The sequence below is a fragment of the Rhodococcus sp. 05-339-2 genome (assembly GCF_002258965.1).
In the GTDB taxonomy this organism is placed as follows: domain Bacteria; phylum Actinomycetota; class Actinomycetes; order Mycobacteriales; family Mycobacteriaceae; genus Rhodococcoides.
In genome coordinates, this window is record NZ_NOYW01000017.1 from 1 (window position 1) to 13136 (window position 13136).

Here is a 13136-nt window from a genome sequence, read left to right on the forward strand (position 1 = left end):
CCGCTCGTGTACCCCGAAAGGCCTTACCGCTCGACTTGCATGTGTTAAGCACGCCGCCAGCGTTCGTCCTGAGCCAGGATCAAACTCTCCGTAAAAGACCTGCGAAACAACGGACCCACAAGGGACCGTGAATCAGTCAAAGACATCAAGTCAAATCACTAGCAAAAAAACTCAACTAGCATTTCAAACAACACCCGACAACAACCACCACAAGCGGATGGCTGATACATCGAATGCATTCACCAAAATAAATTCGGCACTGACATTCATCGACACACTGTTGAGTTCTCAAAGAACACGCACACACTCTCACCCCACGAACACACAGTCCGTCGGCCTCGAGGGCAACTGTTCCAGCGTATCCCAGCTTGGTCTCGGACACAAGGCCCGACTCTTGGGGGACACAACCTGCCGAACCACACGTCCAACCTCGTTCACCCAGTCCGTGAAGACCGGGTCGGTGTCCGTCGCTCTGACTCGACAAAAGTTACGCCACCAACCACACCAACGCAAATCGGCAGGTCGACCGACGGTCTTGGGGCATTTGCGCAGCTCGACCTCGTAGCGTCACGTCATCGGTCCCGCCTCGCGCTGCAACAGCCGCATGTGATGACAGCCACAGCACGATCTGCCTCTCCTGCAACAGCGTTCACCGCCGAAATGCGTTCCGTCCCAGAGCATCTACATGGTCCGGCACTGGTATTTCTTCCGCGAGATCCTCGGCAGGTTCGGCGTCACCGATCGCCTCCCACACCGGGACGACGCCCGCCCACACGTCGCTCTGTCGAATGTCGTGGTCGTCGTCGGCGGGTCCACCGGTCCGCGATTTCACCGACGCCTCGTACATCGGAAGCGCCAGTACCGCGGTCGCAGCAAGCTCCTTCCTCGTATGCGAACGCAGATGCGCGCTTCTACCGGGGACCACCTGATCGACTATCGCGTCCAGCGCCCGAATCCGTTCATCGGCGTCCTCCACTCTGCGGGGTCGGCCGACCACGACGGCACTTCGGTAGTTCATCGAATGGTGGAATGCCGATCGAGCAAGGACGAGTCCGTCGACGACGGTCGTAGTGACGCAGATGTCCTGCTCTGGAGCGTCGATCATGCTGCGTGATGCCACTGATCCGTGGAGATACAGCGTGCCCTCCCTGTCCGGACCGTTGGGATCCACGCCGAACACCGTCGGTACGACGCGAGGCAATCCAGCCACGACCACGCCGACATGACAGATGCGCGCCGAGCGTAGGACGTCGAGCAACGTTGCCCGTTCGAGGCTGGCACGGTTGCTACCCCGCATCACTACGGTTCGCGCTGTCGGGGAAAGAGGCACGTCGTCGACTGTCATGATTCACAAGATGCCGGACAAGTGGCCTTCTGTCGTGGTCCAATCAAGGCAAACTTGTTCAGGCCACTTTGTCGAGAAAGCCAAGGGATACCCGAAGCTCCATGCTCCCGATCTCTCTGTCGATCACCATCGACCGCGCCGACTCTCGGACGCTTCCCGTCCAACTGGCCGATCGCATCCGATCCGCAATCGACGACGGAGAGCTGCAACCCGATTCTCGATTACCCAGTACCCGAGCACTTTCCGTCGATCTGGGCATTGCGCGTGCGGTCGTGGAGAAGGCTTACGAACAGCTCGTCGCGGAAGGATGGCTCGATCCCCGGCGCGGTTCGGGCAACTATGTCCGACGTATTCCCCGCGCAGGTCGGTCGGTGGCGGTGTCGCCGAGTGCACAAGCACCACCACGAACTCCCCCGCGCATATCGCTCCGTCCGGGAATCCCGTGGACTCCACCCTCGGCGTCGGATGCCTGGAAGCGCGCATGGCGCGACGTCGGCAGCACACCGCCCCCTGCCGACTATCCCGATTCTGCCGGCACGCTCGAGCTCAGAACTCGCGTCGCCGAGCTTCTGCGCCGCGCACGCGGTCTTCACACCACCCCGGCGTCGATCGTGATCACGACGGGCAGCATCCATGGTCTCGATCTCGCCCTGGGTACGCTTTCGGTTGCCGAGTCGATCGAACATGTTCTGGCACTGGAGAATCCGGGCTACAAGTCCGCTGCGGCGCTTGCGACGCACCGCGGATGGTCGGTACACGACGTTTCCGTCGACGGCGCCGGCCTGATCGTCGAACAGCTCGGCTCGGCTCCCCCGCGGACACCAGCGGTGTACGTCACGCCGTCGCACCAGTACCCGACCGGGGCCTTCATGCCCATCGGTCGCCGTCGCGCCCTGGCAGACTGGGCCCGCGACAACGATTCGATGATCATCGAGGATGACTACGACTCCGAATTTCGCTACGGTGCAGCACCTTTACCCACTGTGGCCGAATTGGCACCCGACCGAACCGTCTACCTCGGCACCGTCTCCAAGACCCTCGGTGCCGGGATACGTCTCGGCTGGATGGTGGCACCCCGGTCGATGGTCGACCGCATCTCGGCAACGCGCCGCGCAATCGGCGATCTTCCATCGGTTCCCGTTCAGCAGGCAATGACGTCGATGCTGCGGGACGGCGAATGGGACAGAGCCGTTCGAGCGGCGCGGCGGCTCTATCGCACCCGCGACCGCATGGTCGCCGCAGCGCTGGCCAGGTTCGGCGAGCTCCGGGGAGTAGGAGCCGGACTGCACACGGTGTTGGTACTCGATTCCGACGCAGCCCGTGCCGTCGCTACGTCCTGCGCCACGAAGGGTGTGGACGTACCGACGCTCGAGCACTCGACCCGCTCGCCCACAGCGCGCGGTGGAATCGTCGTCGGATACGGCTCCGTCTCCGACGACGAATTGGATTATGCCATCAACATATTGGTCGAGGCGCTGAAAGCCGCGCTACTCAGCTGACCCGCTCGATGCTGCCACCGAGTGCACTCAGGTTCTCCACGAATCTCGGATAACCGCGATCGATGTGAAACACGTCGTGCACCTCTGTCGTGCCGTCGGCCACCAATCCCGCGAGCACAAGACCCGCTCCGGCTCGGATATCGGAGGACCACACCGGCGCACTGGACAGCTGCGGCACACCGCGAACCACCGCATGGTGTCCATCGGTACGCGCGTCGGCCCCCAGCCTGATCATCTCCTCGACGAACCGAAATCGAGCCTCGAAGACGTTCTCGGTGATCATCGACGTGCCGTCGGCGACGGTTGCAAGCCCGATGGCCATCGGCTGCAGGTCGGTCGGGAACCCTGGATACGGAAGCGTCGCGAAATTGACCGCCCGCGGCCGCTCGCGCTGAACGACGCGGAAGCCGTCCGGCTCGCTGGTGACCTCGGCACCGGCAGATCTCAGCTTGTCCAACACCAACGACAGGTGCTTGGGATTGACACCACGGACTCGCACATCCCCACGCGTCATGGCAGCGGCGATTCCCCAGGTCGCAGCAACGATGCGATCGCCGATCACCCGATGGGTCGTCGGCTTCAGCGCGCTCACACCACGGATGGTCAAGGTCGACGTGCCGGCACCACGGACGTCGGCACCCATCTCGTTGAGCATGTTGCACACGTCGACGATGTCCGGCTCACGCGCGGCGTTGTCGATGACCGTCTCCCCGGTGGCCAGGACTGCGGCCATCAGGATGTTCTCGGTGGCACCGACGGACGGAAAAGCCAGTCTGATGTTCGCGCCGCGCAATTCGTCTGCTTCGGCGACGACACACCCGTGCTGAATCTCGCTGCGCGCCCCGAGCAATTGAAGACCCGACTGGTGCATGTCGAGGGGACGCGACCCGATCGCGTCACCACCCGGCAGTGCCACAACTGCTCGCTTGCACCGCGCAACCAGCGGTCCCAACACGCAGACCGACGCTCGGAACTGGCGGACTGCCGCGAAATCGGCGTGATACTTCGGCATAGCAGGCGTGGTGATGTGAACGACCGATCCCTCCAACTCGACCTCACAGCCGAGCCCACGCAACACCTCTGCCATCAGTGGCACGTCCAGGATGTCGGGGCAATTGGTGATCGTGCTCGTACCCTCTGCCAGCAGCGCCGCCGCCATCAATTTGAGGACGCTGTTCTTCGCACCACCGACCGCCACCTCACCGACGAGGCGATTACCACCGTTGACCAAAAAGCGTTCACTCACGTCGACAGCGTAGCCAGCGGGACCGGCCGACACCCGCGCGGTACCGTAGCGCCCATGGCCGTCCACCTCACCCGCATCTATACGAGAACCGGCGACGACGGGACCACCGGGCTGAGCGATTTCTCCAGGGTGTCCAAGAACGACGAACGACTGATTGCCTACGCTGACTGCGACGAGACCAACGCCAGCCTCGGTGTGGTTCTCGCACTGGGCAACCCGCCCGAATCGGTCCACTCGGTGATCCGCACGATCCAGAGCGATCTTTTCGACGCGGGCGCCGATCTGTCGACTCCGGTCGTCGAGAATCCGCAGTACCCGCCACTGCGCATCGATCAGAGCTACGTGGACCGCCTCGAAGGGTGGTGTGACGAGTTCAACGAGAATCTTCCCGCCCTGACGTCGTTCATCCTGCCCGGCGGAACGCCGCTGGGAGCGCTGCTTCACGTATCGCGAACGGTGGCCCGACGCGCGGAGCGGTCGGCGTGGGCTGCTGTGCACGCAAGCCCGGAGACAACGAGTGCCTTGCCCGCGAAATACCTCAACCGACTCTCGGACCTACTGTTCATTCTGAGCCGCTACGCCAACCCCGAAGGCGACGTCCAGTGGGTCCCCGGATCGAGCCGCACGCCGGGTGAACCGGCTACCGACGAGAGCTGATCAGGCCGCAGGCCTGCGGCGACGCGAGCGGCCGGAGGGCCGAGACTCGACCCAGGACAGGAAAGCGGTCAACGCACTTCTGTCCAGGGCGATCTCGAAATATTTGCCGTTGTCTGACAGTTCCAACACCGCGATGTCGGGAGTCATGATGTCGAACTCGGTGTCCCGTGGGGCTCGTCGATCACCCACGTGGATGTCCTGCCGACCCAGGCGGTGATCAGGGCCGGGGCGAAGACTCGACAGCTTGAAGAAGACGAGCGTGTTGTCGCCGTAACGGATGATGCCGTGACGCCAACCTGCGCCGCCGTCCGACGGCAACACCCGCATGATCGCCGCGGTTCCACCGCGGCGAAGAACCATCAGACGGTACGCGAAAGCCGCGACGATGCCTGCGAGCAGCACAACCAGAATGATCAGAACAATCAATCCGTAGTGCATCGCAGGTCTCGTCGCGGCTTCTCGTGAACCTAGGACCGCTCGACAGCGCGGATACGACCCTTGGCCACCGCAATGGCCTCGACGTCGTCGCCGTTCTCTGCCACTACAGCCCGTGCCGCCTCGACATCGATGTCGTCGGCGAAATCGGCCGATTCTGCCAGCACGGTGACCGTCTTGCCCGTCACCGACAGGAATCCACCGTGGACGGCCGCGATGAGCTTCTCGCCGTCCGTGGTCGTGATCGACACCGTGCCACCCTCGATCAACTGACCGAGGACGGGCTCGTGGCCCAGCATGATGCCGATCTCACCTTCGGTGGTCTGAGCGCTGACGATGGTCGCGGTACCGGACCACAGCTTTTGCTCCACAGCGACCAGGGAGACCTCCATGCCGCTCTTCTCGGAAGAAGTCACGTCGGTCTACTTTCCGGCCATCTTCTTCGCGGCTGCCTCGACATCGTCGAGACCGCCACAGCTGTTGAAGGCCTGCTCGGGAAGGTGGTCGTACTCACCCTTGGTGACCTTGTCGAATGCCTCGATGGTGTCGGAGAGCGACACGACCGAACCGGCCTCGCCGGTGAACTTCTCGGCAACGATGAAGTTCTGGCCGAGGAACTTCTGGAGGCGACGTGCGCGGCCGACCAGAACCTTGTCCTCTTCCTGAAGCTCGTCCATACCGAGGATGGCGATGATGTCCTGCAGTTCCTTGTACTTCTGCAGGATCCGCTTGACCTCGTTGGCGACGCGGAAGTGCTCCGCGCCGACGATGCCGGGCTCGAGGATGCGTGAGGTGGAGCTCAGCGGGTCCACAGCGGGGTAGATACCCATCTGCGAAATCGGACGCGAGAGCTCGGTGGTCGCATCGAGGTGCGCGAACGTCGTGGCCGGGGCCGGGTCGGTGTAGTCGTCGGCGGGAACGTAGATCGCCTGCAGCGAGGTGATCGAGCGTCCACGGGTCGAGGTGATGCGCTCCTGGAGCTCACCCATCTCGTCCGCCAGCGTGGGCTGGTAACCGACGGCCGACGGCATGCGACCGAGAAGGGTCGACACCTCCGAACCGGCCTGGGTGAAGCGGAAGATGTTGTCGATGAACAGAAGAACGTCCTGTCCCTGAACATCGCGGAAGTACTCCGCCATGGTCAGCGCCGACAACGCCACGCGCATACGCGTGCCGGGCGGCTCGTCCATCTGGCCGAAGACGAGGGCGGTGTCCTGGAGGACGCCCATCTCTTCCATCTCGAGGTGAAGGTCGGTGCCCTCACGTGTGCGCTCGCCGACTCCTGCGAACACCGAGGTGCCGGAGAACTCGCGTGCGATACGAGTGATCATTTCCTGGATCAGAACGGTCTTGCCGACGCCGGCACCACCGAACAATCCGATCTTTCCGCCCTTGACGTACGGGGTCAGAAGGTCGATGACCTTGATGCCGGTCTCGAGGATCTCTGTCTTGCCCTCGAGCTGATCGAAGGCTGGTGGCTTCCTGTGGATGCCCCACTGCTCGCCGTCGCGGCCGAGTCCGGGGGTGTCCAGGCAGTCACCGAGGGCGTTGAACACGTGGCCCTTGACGACGTCACCGACGGGAACCGAGATCGGCTTGCCCGAGTCGACGACTGCAGTGCCGCGGACGAGTCCGTCGGTGGGCTGCATCGAGATGGTGCGAACCAAGTTGTCGCCGAGGTGCTGTGCGACCTCGAGCGTCAGGGTCTTGGCCACGGTCGGCAGAGTGATCTCTGCGTTGAGGGCATTGAACAGTGCGGGAATCGAGCCGCGCGGGAACTCGACGTCCACAACGGGGCCGATGACCCGAACGACACGGCCGGACTGTGTGTCCGCTCCGCTCGCGTTCTCTTGGGCTACTGCTGCGGTCATTGCTTAGTCACTTCCTGCGCTGTCGGCCAACGCGTTGGCGCCACCGACGATTTCGCTGATTTCCTGGGTGATCTGGGCCTGCCGAGCCTGGTTGGCCTGGCGGCTCAGGGTCTCGACCAATTCGTTCGCGTTGTCCGTCGCTGCCTTCATGGCGGTACGACGCGCCGCGGACTCCGACGCTGCTGCATCGAGCAACGACGCGTAGATCCTGGTGCTGATGTACTTGGGCAGCAGCGCCGAGAGCAGAGTTCCTGCTTCCGGCTCGAACTCGTACTGTGCCTGCACATCTGCGTTCGGCGAGTCGCTCAGCGCATCTGCACCCATCTCGAATTCCTCGTCGGTGTACGAGATTTCGAGCGGTGCCATACGGCGAACTTCGGGCTTCTGCGTGAGCATCGACACGAAGCGGGTGTAGACGATGTGCAACTCGTCCACGCCCTCGACGGTGCCTTCACCGTTGGGAGCGTCGACCTCGGAGCCCGAGCCGGCCATGAACAGCTCGACCAGGTGCCTGCTCGCCTTGGCCGCGTCGGCATAGCCGGGCTCCTGCGAGAAGCCCGTCCAGGCACCCTTCACATCCCGCTCGCGGAATGTGTAGTAGCCCAGGCCTTTTGCGCCGAGGACGTAGATGACCGGATCCTTGCCCTCGGAACGGAGCAGCTGGAACAGCTCCTCCGTCTCCTTGAGCACGTTGGAGTTGTAGCCGCCGCACATACCGCGGTCACTGGTCACGACCAGAACTGCAGCACGTTTGGGCTCGGGTCGCTCGTTGAGCAGCGGGTGATCGAGCGAGCTCGATGCACTCGCCAACGCGGAGAGCACCTTGGTGATCTCTTCCGCGTACGGCTTCGATGCGGCAACGCGGGCCTGAGCCTTGGTGATTCGCGATGTCGCGATCAACTCTTGTGCTTTGGTGATCTTCTTGGTCGAGTTGACCGACTTGATGCGGGAGCGAAGCTCGAGAATGCTTGCCATCTAGCTGTTCACGCTCCCTTCTGTACTCGTCTTGTCACCTGTCATCGCCGGCCTACTTGCTGACTGTCTTGCGGGTGACGTTGACCTGCTCCTGGCTGACCTCATCGGCGTTCAGAGTGTCGGCCTCCGCTTCGTTGACGACGCGGTTGCCGTCCGAATCGACGAATCCGGCCTTGAACTTCTCGGTCGCCTCGGTCAGTGCCTTCTGGTTGTCCTCGTCGAGGGCCTTGCCGCCGGCAATGCTGTCGTAGACGCCGCCGGCGTTGCGGTGCAGATCCTCGAGCAGCTCGGTCTCGAAGCGACGGACGTCGCCGACGGGCACCGAGTCGTACGTACCCTGGCCTGCTAGCCAGATCGAGACGATCTGATCTTCGACGGCAACCGGGGCGTACTGATCCTGCTTGAGCAGTTCGACCAGACGTGCGCCGCGCTCGAGCTGTGCCTTGGAGGCCGCGTCGAGGTCGGAAGCGAACGCCGAGAAGGCTTCCAGCTCGCGGAACTGAGCGAGCTCGAGGCGAAGAGATCCGGAGACCTTCTTCATGCCCTTGGTCTGTGCCGCGCCGCCGACTCGGGACACCGAGATGCCGACGTTGATCGCGGGACGGACGCCCTTGTTGAACAGGTCCGATTCCAGGAAGACCTGGCCGTCGGTGATGGAGATGACGTTGGTCGGGATGTACGCCGAGACGTCGTTGGCCTTGGTCTCGATGATCGGCAGGGCCGTCAACGATCCGCCACCGAGCTCGTCGGACAGCTTCGCCGAACGCTCCAGCAGACGGGAGTGCAAGTAGAAGACGTCACCGGGGTATGCCTCGCGGCCCGGCGGGCGACGCAGCAGCAGCGAGATGGCGCGGTACGCCTCGGCCTGCTTGGTCAGGTCGTCGAACACGATGAGGACGTGCTTGCCCTGGTACATCCAGTGCTGGCCGATGGCCGAGCCGGTGTACGGGGCGAGCCACTTGAAGCCGGCCGAATCGGACGCGGGAGCCGCGACGATGGTCGTGTATTCCAGTGCGCCCTGCTCTTCGAGTGCAGCCTTGACGCCTGCGATCGTGGAGCCCTTCTGGCCGATGGCGACGTAGATGCAGCGAACCTGCTTCTTCTCGTCACCGCTTTCCCAGTTGGCCTTCTGGTTCAGGATCGCGTCGATGCAGACCGCGGTCTTGCCGGTCTTGCGGTCGCCGATGATGAGCTGACGCTGGCCGCGGCCGATCGGGGTCATGGCGTCGATCGCCTTGATGCCGGTCTGCAGCGGCTCCTCGACGGGCTGACGCTCGAGCACCGAGGCAGCCTGCAGTTCGAGGGCGCGGGTCTCGGAGGACTCGATGTCGCCGAGGCCGTCGATGGGCTTGCCCAGAGGATCGACGACGCGGCCGAGGTAGCCGTCGCCCACGGGGACCGACAGCACGTCTCCGGTGCGCTTGACTTCCTGGCCTTCTTCGATGTGCTCGTAGTCACCGAGGATGACGGCACCGATCTCGGTGGCATCCAGGTTCAGCGCGACACCGAGGACTCCGCCGGGGAATTCCAGCAGTTCGTTGGACATCGCCGACGGCAATCCGGACACGTGAGCGATTCCGTCGCTCGTGTCCGTAACCGTGCCGACCTCCTCGCGGGAAGACTCCGGTGAGTAGCTCGCGGTGAAGTTATCGATCGCGCTACGGATCTCGTCGGAGGAGATCGTCAGCTCCGCCATAGTGTTTCCTGCTCTTCCTTCAAATGATCGCGGGGTGAAATGTCTCGAAAGTCGAGACGCTTCTTCTCGTTACTGTGTCCGTGTCGGACTATTTGAGCGTCTTTCGCAATGCAGCGAGGCGGCCTGCCCCGCTACCGTCGATGACCTCGTCGCCGATACGAACGACAAGTCCGCTGAGCAGTTCGGTATCGACCTCGACATGCACCGTGACCTGCTTGCCGTACGTGCGGGTCAAGGTGGCCGTCAGCTTCTCTAGCTGACTGTCGCTCAGTGGTGCTGCGCTCCGGACGTGTGCCACCGCGCGGTCGCGCTGTTCAGCGGCCAGATCGGCCAGACCGTTGAGTACGTCGGCGGGGGCCGCCTTCCGCGGACGCGTCACAGCCTGAACTGCGAGCGCCTCGGTGACCGCGGTGACCTTGCCGTAGAGCAGACGACCGAGCAGTTCGCGCTTGGCCTGCGAAGGCTTCGAGCGATCCGACAGGGCCTGCTCGAGCTGCGGGTTGGCAGCGATGATCCGTCCGAGCCGGAACAGTTCGTCCTCGACCGTGTCCAACTGATCCTGATCGGCCGCGGCGCGAAGCAGTGCTTCACGACCCAGCTCGACCAGCGAGTTCAGCAGGTCACGGGCGTTGGACCAGCTTTCGCCTGCCGCGGCCTTGACGATCGTCGCCGTTGCACTCGACACCTGGCCGGAGAAGACCTCTCCGGCCAGATCGCTTCGCCGAACGCCCTCGACCGACGAATCGGCAAGAGCGGTACGCAACGTGCGCTGCGCGTCGAGAGTCTCGACGACGGCGAACAACTCGGCACCGGTCTGAGCAGCGACGGCTGTTGCCTCGCCTGCCGACGCGGACCCCAGAGCTTCGTGGGCTACCGACCGCGTGCGGGCGAGTGCCTCACGAGAAGTTGCGTACATGGTTCGACTCACTTTCCGGATGCGGAGTCCGCGGTGACGGAATCCAACTCGTTGAGGAAGCGATCGATCGAACTGGAACGCTTCGCGTCGTCGGACAGCTGCTCTCCGATGACCTTCTCGGCGAGTTCGACGGCCGTGCGTCCGAGGTCGCCACGAAGTTCGGTGACGATCTGCTGACGCTGAGCAACGAGCTGATTGTGACCTGCAGCCACGATCCGGTCGCTTTCTTCCTGCGCCTTTTCCTTCATCTCGGCGAGAATCGCCTGCCCCTGGGTGCGCGCTTCCTCACGGATCTGCGCGGCCTCGGAACGGGCGTCGGCCAGCTGAGCGTGGTACTGCTCGAGTGCAGCCTTGGCTTCTGCCTGTGCCTCTTCGGCCTTCTTGATTCCGCCTTCGATGAGCTCGGAACGCTCAGCGAGAACCTTGGTGAAGCGCGGCACCACGTACTTCCAGAAGAGGAAGCCGATTGCCGCGACACAGACGATCGACCAAACGATGTCGTAGGTTGCGGGCAGAAGAGGGTTGTATTCCTCCCCCTCCGCCGCCAGCAACGTAATCGCGTTTGTCATCGCGCTCTCAGAGAATGAAGCCGGCGACGAGGCCGATCAGGGCGAGGGACTCGGTGAATGCGATGCCGAGGAACATGGTGGTACGGAGCTGACCGGCCAGCTCGGGCTGACGAGCGGTTGCTTCCATGTTCTTGGCGACGACCAGGCCGAGGCCGATGCCACCGCCGATCGCTGCGAGGCCGTAGCCGATGGCGCCGTATCCGCTTGCGGTGATTTCCTGCGCCTGGGCCAGAACTTCAAGGCTCATTGGGTTTTCCGTTCCCTTTCTTCGGTCCACATCCGGGTGTCGGAGGTGGCGGTGTAGCTGGTTCGGTCAGTTGGTCGGTCAGTGCGAGTCGGCGTGCAGCGACAGATCGATGTAGATCGCCGTGAGCAGCGCGAAAATATAGGCCTGGAGGAAGATCACCAGCATCTCGAACATCGTGAACAAGAAGCCCATGATGAGCGAGGGTGCAGCGAAGATCTTCAGCCCGGCCGACGCCTCGAAGAGGAAGAACTGGGTCGCGCTGAAGAACAGCACGAGCATGATGTGGCCGGCCAGCATGTTGGCGAGCAGACGCACCGTCAGCGTGAACGGACGGAGTACGAAGTTCGAGACGAACTCGAGCGGGATCAGCAGCACGTGCATCGCGGGCGGAATGCCCGGGATGACGATGGTGCCCTTGACGAACTTTCCGACACCGAACTTCTTGACACCTGCGTAGATGAACGCGACGTACGCGACCGCGGCAAGCACGATCGGTAGACCGATGCGGGCATTCGACGAGATGTTCAGAAACGGAATGACGGCGCTCGCGTTCACCGCGAACACAGTGAAGAAGATGGTCATGATGACGGGCAGGAACCGACGACCCTGTTCTTTACCGAGCACATCTTCTGCAACGTGGATCCGAACGAAATCGAGAGCGATCTCTCCGACGTTCTGAAGACCACGCGGAACGATCTTCGGGCTGCGGAGGGCAACCACCATGAAGATGATCAGAATCGCCGACATCAGGATGCGGATGAGCATCAGCCTGTCGAGCTCGAACGGGGTCCCCTCGAACAGCACCGCGGGAGGAAAGAAATCGGATAGTGACGGCGGACTGTATTCCGCAGCCAGGGTGGTGACGCTCAGCGGTCTCTCCCGTGTTCGGGCCGCAGCCGGGTAGCGACTGCGGTTCGATCGGACAATGACGATCTATCAAGTCGACGAAAATCGGCTCGCAATCGTCAGAGGCTGAGGCCCGGTCTTCATCGGCCAAGCGTCTGTCGGGTGTCGGCGACTCACGTCGACTCGGCAACTCTCAGGGCGGAACCTTACGTTGCCGAAGTCGATGACTCCGGGCCTACTGTAAGGAAGCTCACGCTGACTGCTACCTGCGGGGGTCGAGTCCGGGGAAAAGTCTCTTTCGTCCCGGTCTTGCCCGCCGCTTGATGCAAACTTTATCAACAGAACTACGACGTTGTGTAGGCGGCCCTCAGCTTAACCGATTACGACAGGCTGTCGTACTACCGATCGTCGGTCTTGTCCTCGGCGGGGACGCTGTCCACGTAGGCAACCTTGGTCTTGACGACCCCGAAGACCTCCGCACCGAGAACGACGACGAGTGCTCCCAGAATGGTCAGTCCCAACGAGTAACGGTTGTAGAAGTCGGCATCCTTGAGTGCGACCAGCACGATCAGGGCGATCACCATCTTCACCAACCAACCGCCCAACAACAGGGCTCCGACCGCCGAGGCCGGGAAACGCGTGGTCAGAGCAACCGACAACGCCGTCGTGATGACGAAGCCTCCGCCGATGGCCACGCCGATGATCGATCCCCACAGGCCGGGCGTTCCGGCCGCGGCCACGGATATGCCCACACTCACCACGGTCAGCACCACCAGTCCGATGAGTCCGTATCGGACTGCGGCGCGCAGCGGCGCGAATTGATCGGGCATGGAC

Annotated in this window: 14 protein-coding genes and 1 rRNA gene; 2 read left to right on the top strand and 13 right to left on the bottom strand. The window is 63.0% G+C overall.

All coding sequences use genetic code 11. The annotated features are described in order from the left end of the window. Together CH273_RS17675 and CH273_RS17680 are read right to left on the bottom strand one after the other, a co-directional pair. Positions 1 to 95: ribosomal RNA gene (locus CH273_RS17675) — 16S ribosomal RNA — on the bottom strand; the annotation flags it as partial. Positions 96 to 649: 554 nt separating this feature from the next. Further along, the gene (locus CH273_RS17680; protein ID WP_032393529.1) at positions 650 to 1345 is read right to left on the bottom strand and encodes a pyridoxamine 5'-phosphate oxidase family protein; all 696 of its coding nucleotides are present in this window, start codon (positions 1343 to 1345) and stop codon (positions 650 to 652) included. Between the two features lie 101 nt (positions 1346 to 1446). On the opposite strand from CH273_RS17680, the gene pdxR reads away from it, so the two are divergent. Continuing rightward, positions 1447 to 2844 carry a MocR-like pyridoxine biosynthesis transcription factor PdxR gene (gene pdxR, locus CH273_RS17685; RefSeq protein ID WP_032393528.1) on the top strand — a complete coding sequence of 466 codons (1398 nt, stop codon included), beginning with the start codon at positions 1447 to 1449 and terminating at the stop codon, positions 2842 to 2844. Here pdxR and murA read toward each other — a convergent pair. After that, on the bottom strand, positions 2837 to 4090 hold the full coding sequence (gene murA / locus CH273_RS17690; protein ID WP_032393537.1) for a UDP-N-acetylglucosamine 1-carboxyvinyltransferase: 1254 nt from the start codon (positions 4088 to 4090) through the stop codon (positions 2837 to 2839). The two genes, pdxR and murA, sit on opposite strands and share 8 nt — an antisense overlap. 54 nt (positions 4091 to 4144) lie before the next feature. Between murA and CH273_RS17695 the strand changes: the two genes are divergently transcribed. Continuing rightward, a complete protein-coding gene (locus CH273_RS17695) occupies positions 4145 to 4747 on the top strand; it encodes a cob(I)yrinic acid a,c-diamide adenosyltransferase (protein ID WP_032393527.1) in 603 nt (200 codons plus the stop codon). On the opposite strand, the gene CH273_RS17700 is transcribed toward CH273_RS17695, so the two are convergent. The 10 genes from CH273_RS17700 to CH273_RS17750 all read right to left on the bottom strand — a co-directional run bounded on the left by CH273_RS17700 (position 4748) and on the right by CH273_RS17750 (position 13132). After that, on the bottom strand, positions 4748 to 5185 hold the full coding sequence (locus CH273_RS17700) for a DUF2550 domain-containing protein (protein WP_032393526.1): 438 nt from the start codon (positions 5183 to 5185) through the stop codon (positions 4748 to 4750). Positions 5186 to 5214: 29 nt separating this feature from the next. Further along, positions 5215 to 5574, bottom strand: a complete 360-nt coding sequence (locus tag CH273_RS17705) for a F0F1 ATP synthase subunit epsilon (protein ID WP_032393525.1) — start codon at positions 5572 to 5574, stop codon at positions 5215 to 5217. Between the two features lie 30 nt (positions 5575 to 5604). Continuing rightward, entirely contained in the window at positions 5605 to 7053 is a 1449-nt protein-coding gene (gene atpD / locus CH273_RS17710) for a F0F1 ATP synthase subunit beta (protein WP_027497899.1), read from the bottom strand. A gap of 3 nt (positions 7054 to 7056) precedes the next feature. Next, on the bottom strand, positions 7057 to 8028 hold the full coding sequence (locus CH273_RS17715) for a F0F1 ATP synthase subunit gamma (RefSeq protein WP_032393524.1): 972 nt from the start codon (positions 8026 to 8028) through the stop codon (positions 7057 to 7059). A gap of 52 nt (positions 8029 to 8080) precedes the next feature. Beyond that, the gene (gene atpA, locus CH273_RS17720; protein ID WP_032393523.1) at positions 8081 to 9724 is read right to left on the bottom strand and encodes a F0F1 ATP synthase subunit alpha; all 1644 of its coding nucleotides are present in this window, start codon (positions 9722 to 9724) and stop codon (positions 8081 to 8083) included. 88 nt (positions 9725 to 9812) lie between these two features. Beyond that, positions 9813 to 10640, bottom strand: a complete 828-nt coding sequence (locus CH273_RS17725; RefSeq protein ID WP_032393522.1) for a F0F1 ATP synthase subunit delta — start codon at positions 10638 to 10640, stop codon at positions 9813 to 9815. Positions 10641 to 10648: 8 nt separating this feature from the next. Further along, positions 10649 to 11209: a F0F1 ATP synthase subunit B gene (locus CH273_RS17730; RefSeq protein WP_032393521.1), complete on the bottom strand. Its 561-nt coding sequence runs from the start codon at positions 11207 to 11209 to the stop codon at positions 10649 to 10651. 7 nt (positions 11210 to 11216) lie between these two features. After that, complete coding sequence (locus CH273_RS17735; protein ID WP_008715092.1) at positions 11217 to 11456, bottom strand: ATP synthase F0 subunit C; 240 nt, start codon at positions 11454 to 11456, stop codon at positions 11217 to 11219. Between the two features lie 78 nt (positions 11457 to 11534). Further along, positions 11535 to 12260, bottom strand: coding sequence for a F0F1 ATP synthase subunit A (gene atpB / locus CH273_RS17740; RefSeq protein ID WP_032393520.1), 726 nt, complete (start codon positions 12258 to 12260; stop codon positions 11535 to 11537). Positions 12261 to 12700: 440 nt separating this feature from the next. Then, complete coding sequence (locus CH273_RS17750; RefSeq protein WP_045199492.1) at positions 12701 to 13132, bottom strand: hypothetical protein; 432 nt, start codon at positions 13130 to 13132, stop codon at positions 12701 to 12703. Positions 13133 to 13136 lie beyond the last annotated feature (4 nt).

Bases quoted from the DNA above. Each gene is read 5' to 3' on its own strand.
- CH273_RS17725 (WP_032393522.1), bottom strand. From the start codon at position 10,640: ATGTACGCAACTTCTCGTGAGGCACTCGCCCGCACGCGGTCGGTAGCC.
- atpA (WP_032393523.1), bottom strand. From the start codon at position 9,724: ATGGCGGAGCTGACGATCTCCTCCGACGAGATCCGTAGCGCGATCGAT.
- CH273_RS17700 (WP_032393526.1), bottom strand. From the start codon at position 5,185: ATGCACTACGGATTGATTGTTCTGATCATTCTGGTTGTGCTGCTCGCA.
- CH273_RS17695 (WP_032393527.1), top strand. From the start codon at position 4,145: ATGGCCGTCCACCTCACCCGCATCTATACGAGAACCGGCGACGACGGG.
- CH273_RS17705 (WP_032393525.1), bottom strand. From the start codon at position 5,574: ATGGAGGTCTCCCTGGTCGCTGTGGAGCAAAAGCTGTGGTCCGGTACC.
- atpD (WP_027497899.1), bottom strand. From the start codon at position 7,053: ATGACCGCAGCAGTAGCCCAAGAGAACGCGAGCGGAGCGGACACACAG.
- CH273_RS17750 (WP_045199492.1), bottom strand. From the start codon at position 13,132: ATGCCCGATCAATTCGCGCCGCTGCGCGCCGCAGTCCGATACGGACTC.
- CH273_RS17715 (WP_032393524.1), bottom strand. From the start codon at position 8,028: ATGGCAAGCATTCTCGAGCTTCGCTCCCGCATCAAGTCGGTCAACTCG.
- CH273_RS17680 (WP_032393529.1), bottom strand. From the start codon at position 1,345: ATGACAGTCGACGACGTGCCTCTTTCCCCGACAGCGCGAACCGTAGTG.
- CH273_RS17730 (WP_032393521.1), bottom strand. From the start codon at position 11,209: ATGACAAACGCGATTACGTTGCTGGCGGCGGAGGGGGAGGAATACAAC.
- pdxR (WP_032393528.1), top strand. From the start codon at position 1,447: ATGCTCCCGATCTCTCTGTCGATCACCATCGACCGCGCCGACTCTCGG.
- CH273_RS17735 (WP_008715092.1), bottom strand. From the start codon at position 11,456: ATGAGCCTTGAAGTTCTGGCCCAGGCGCAGGAAATCACCGCAAGCGGA.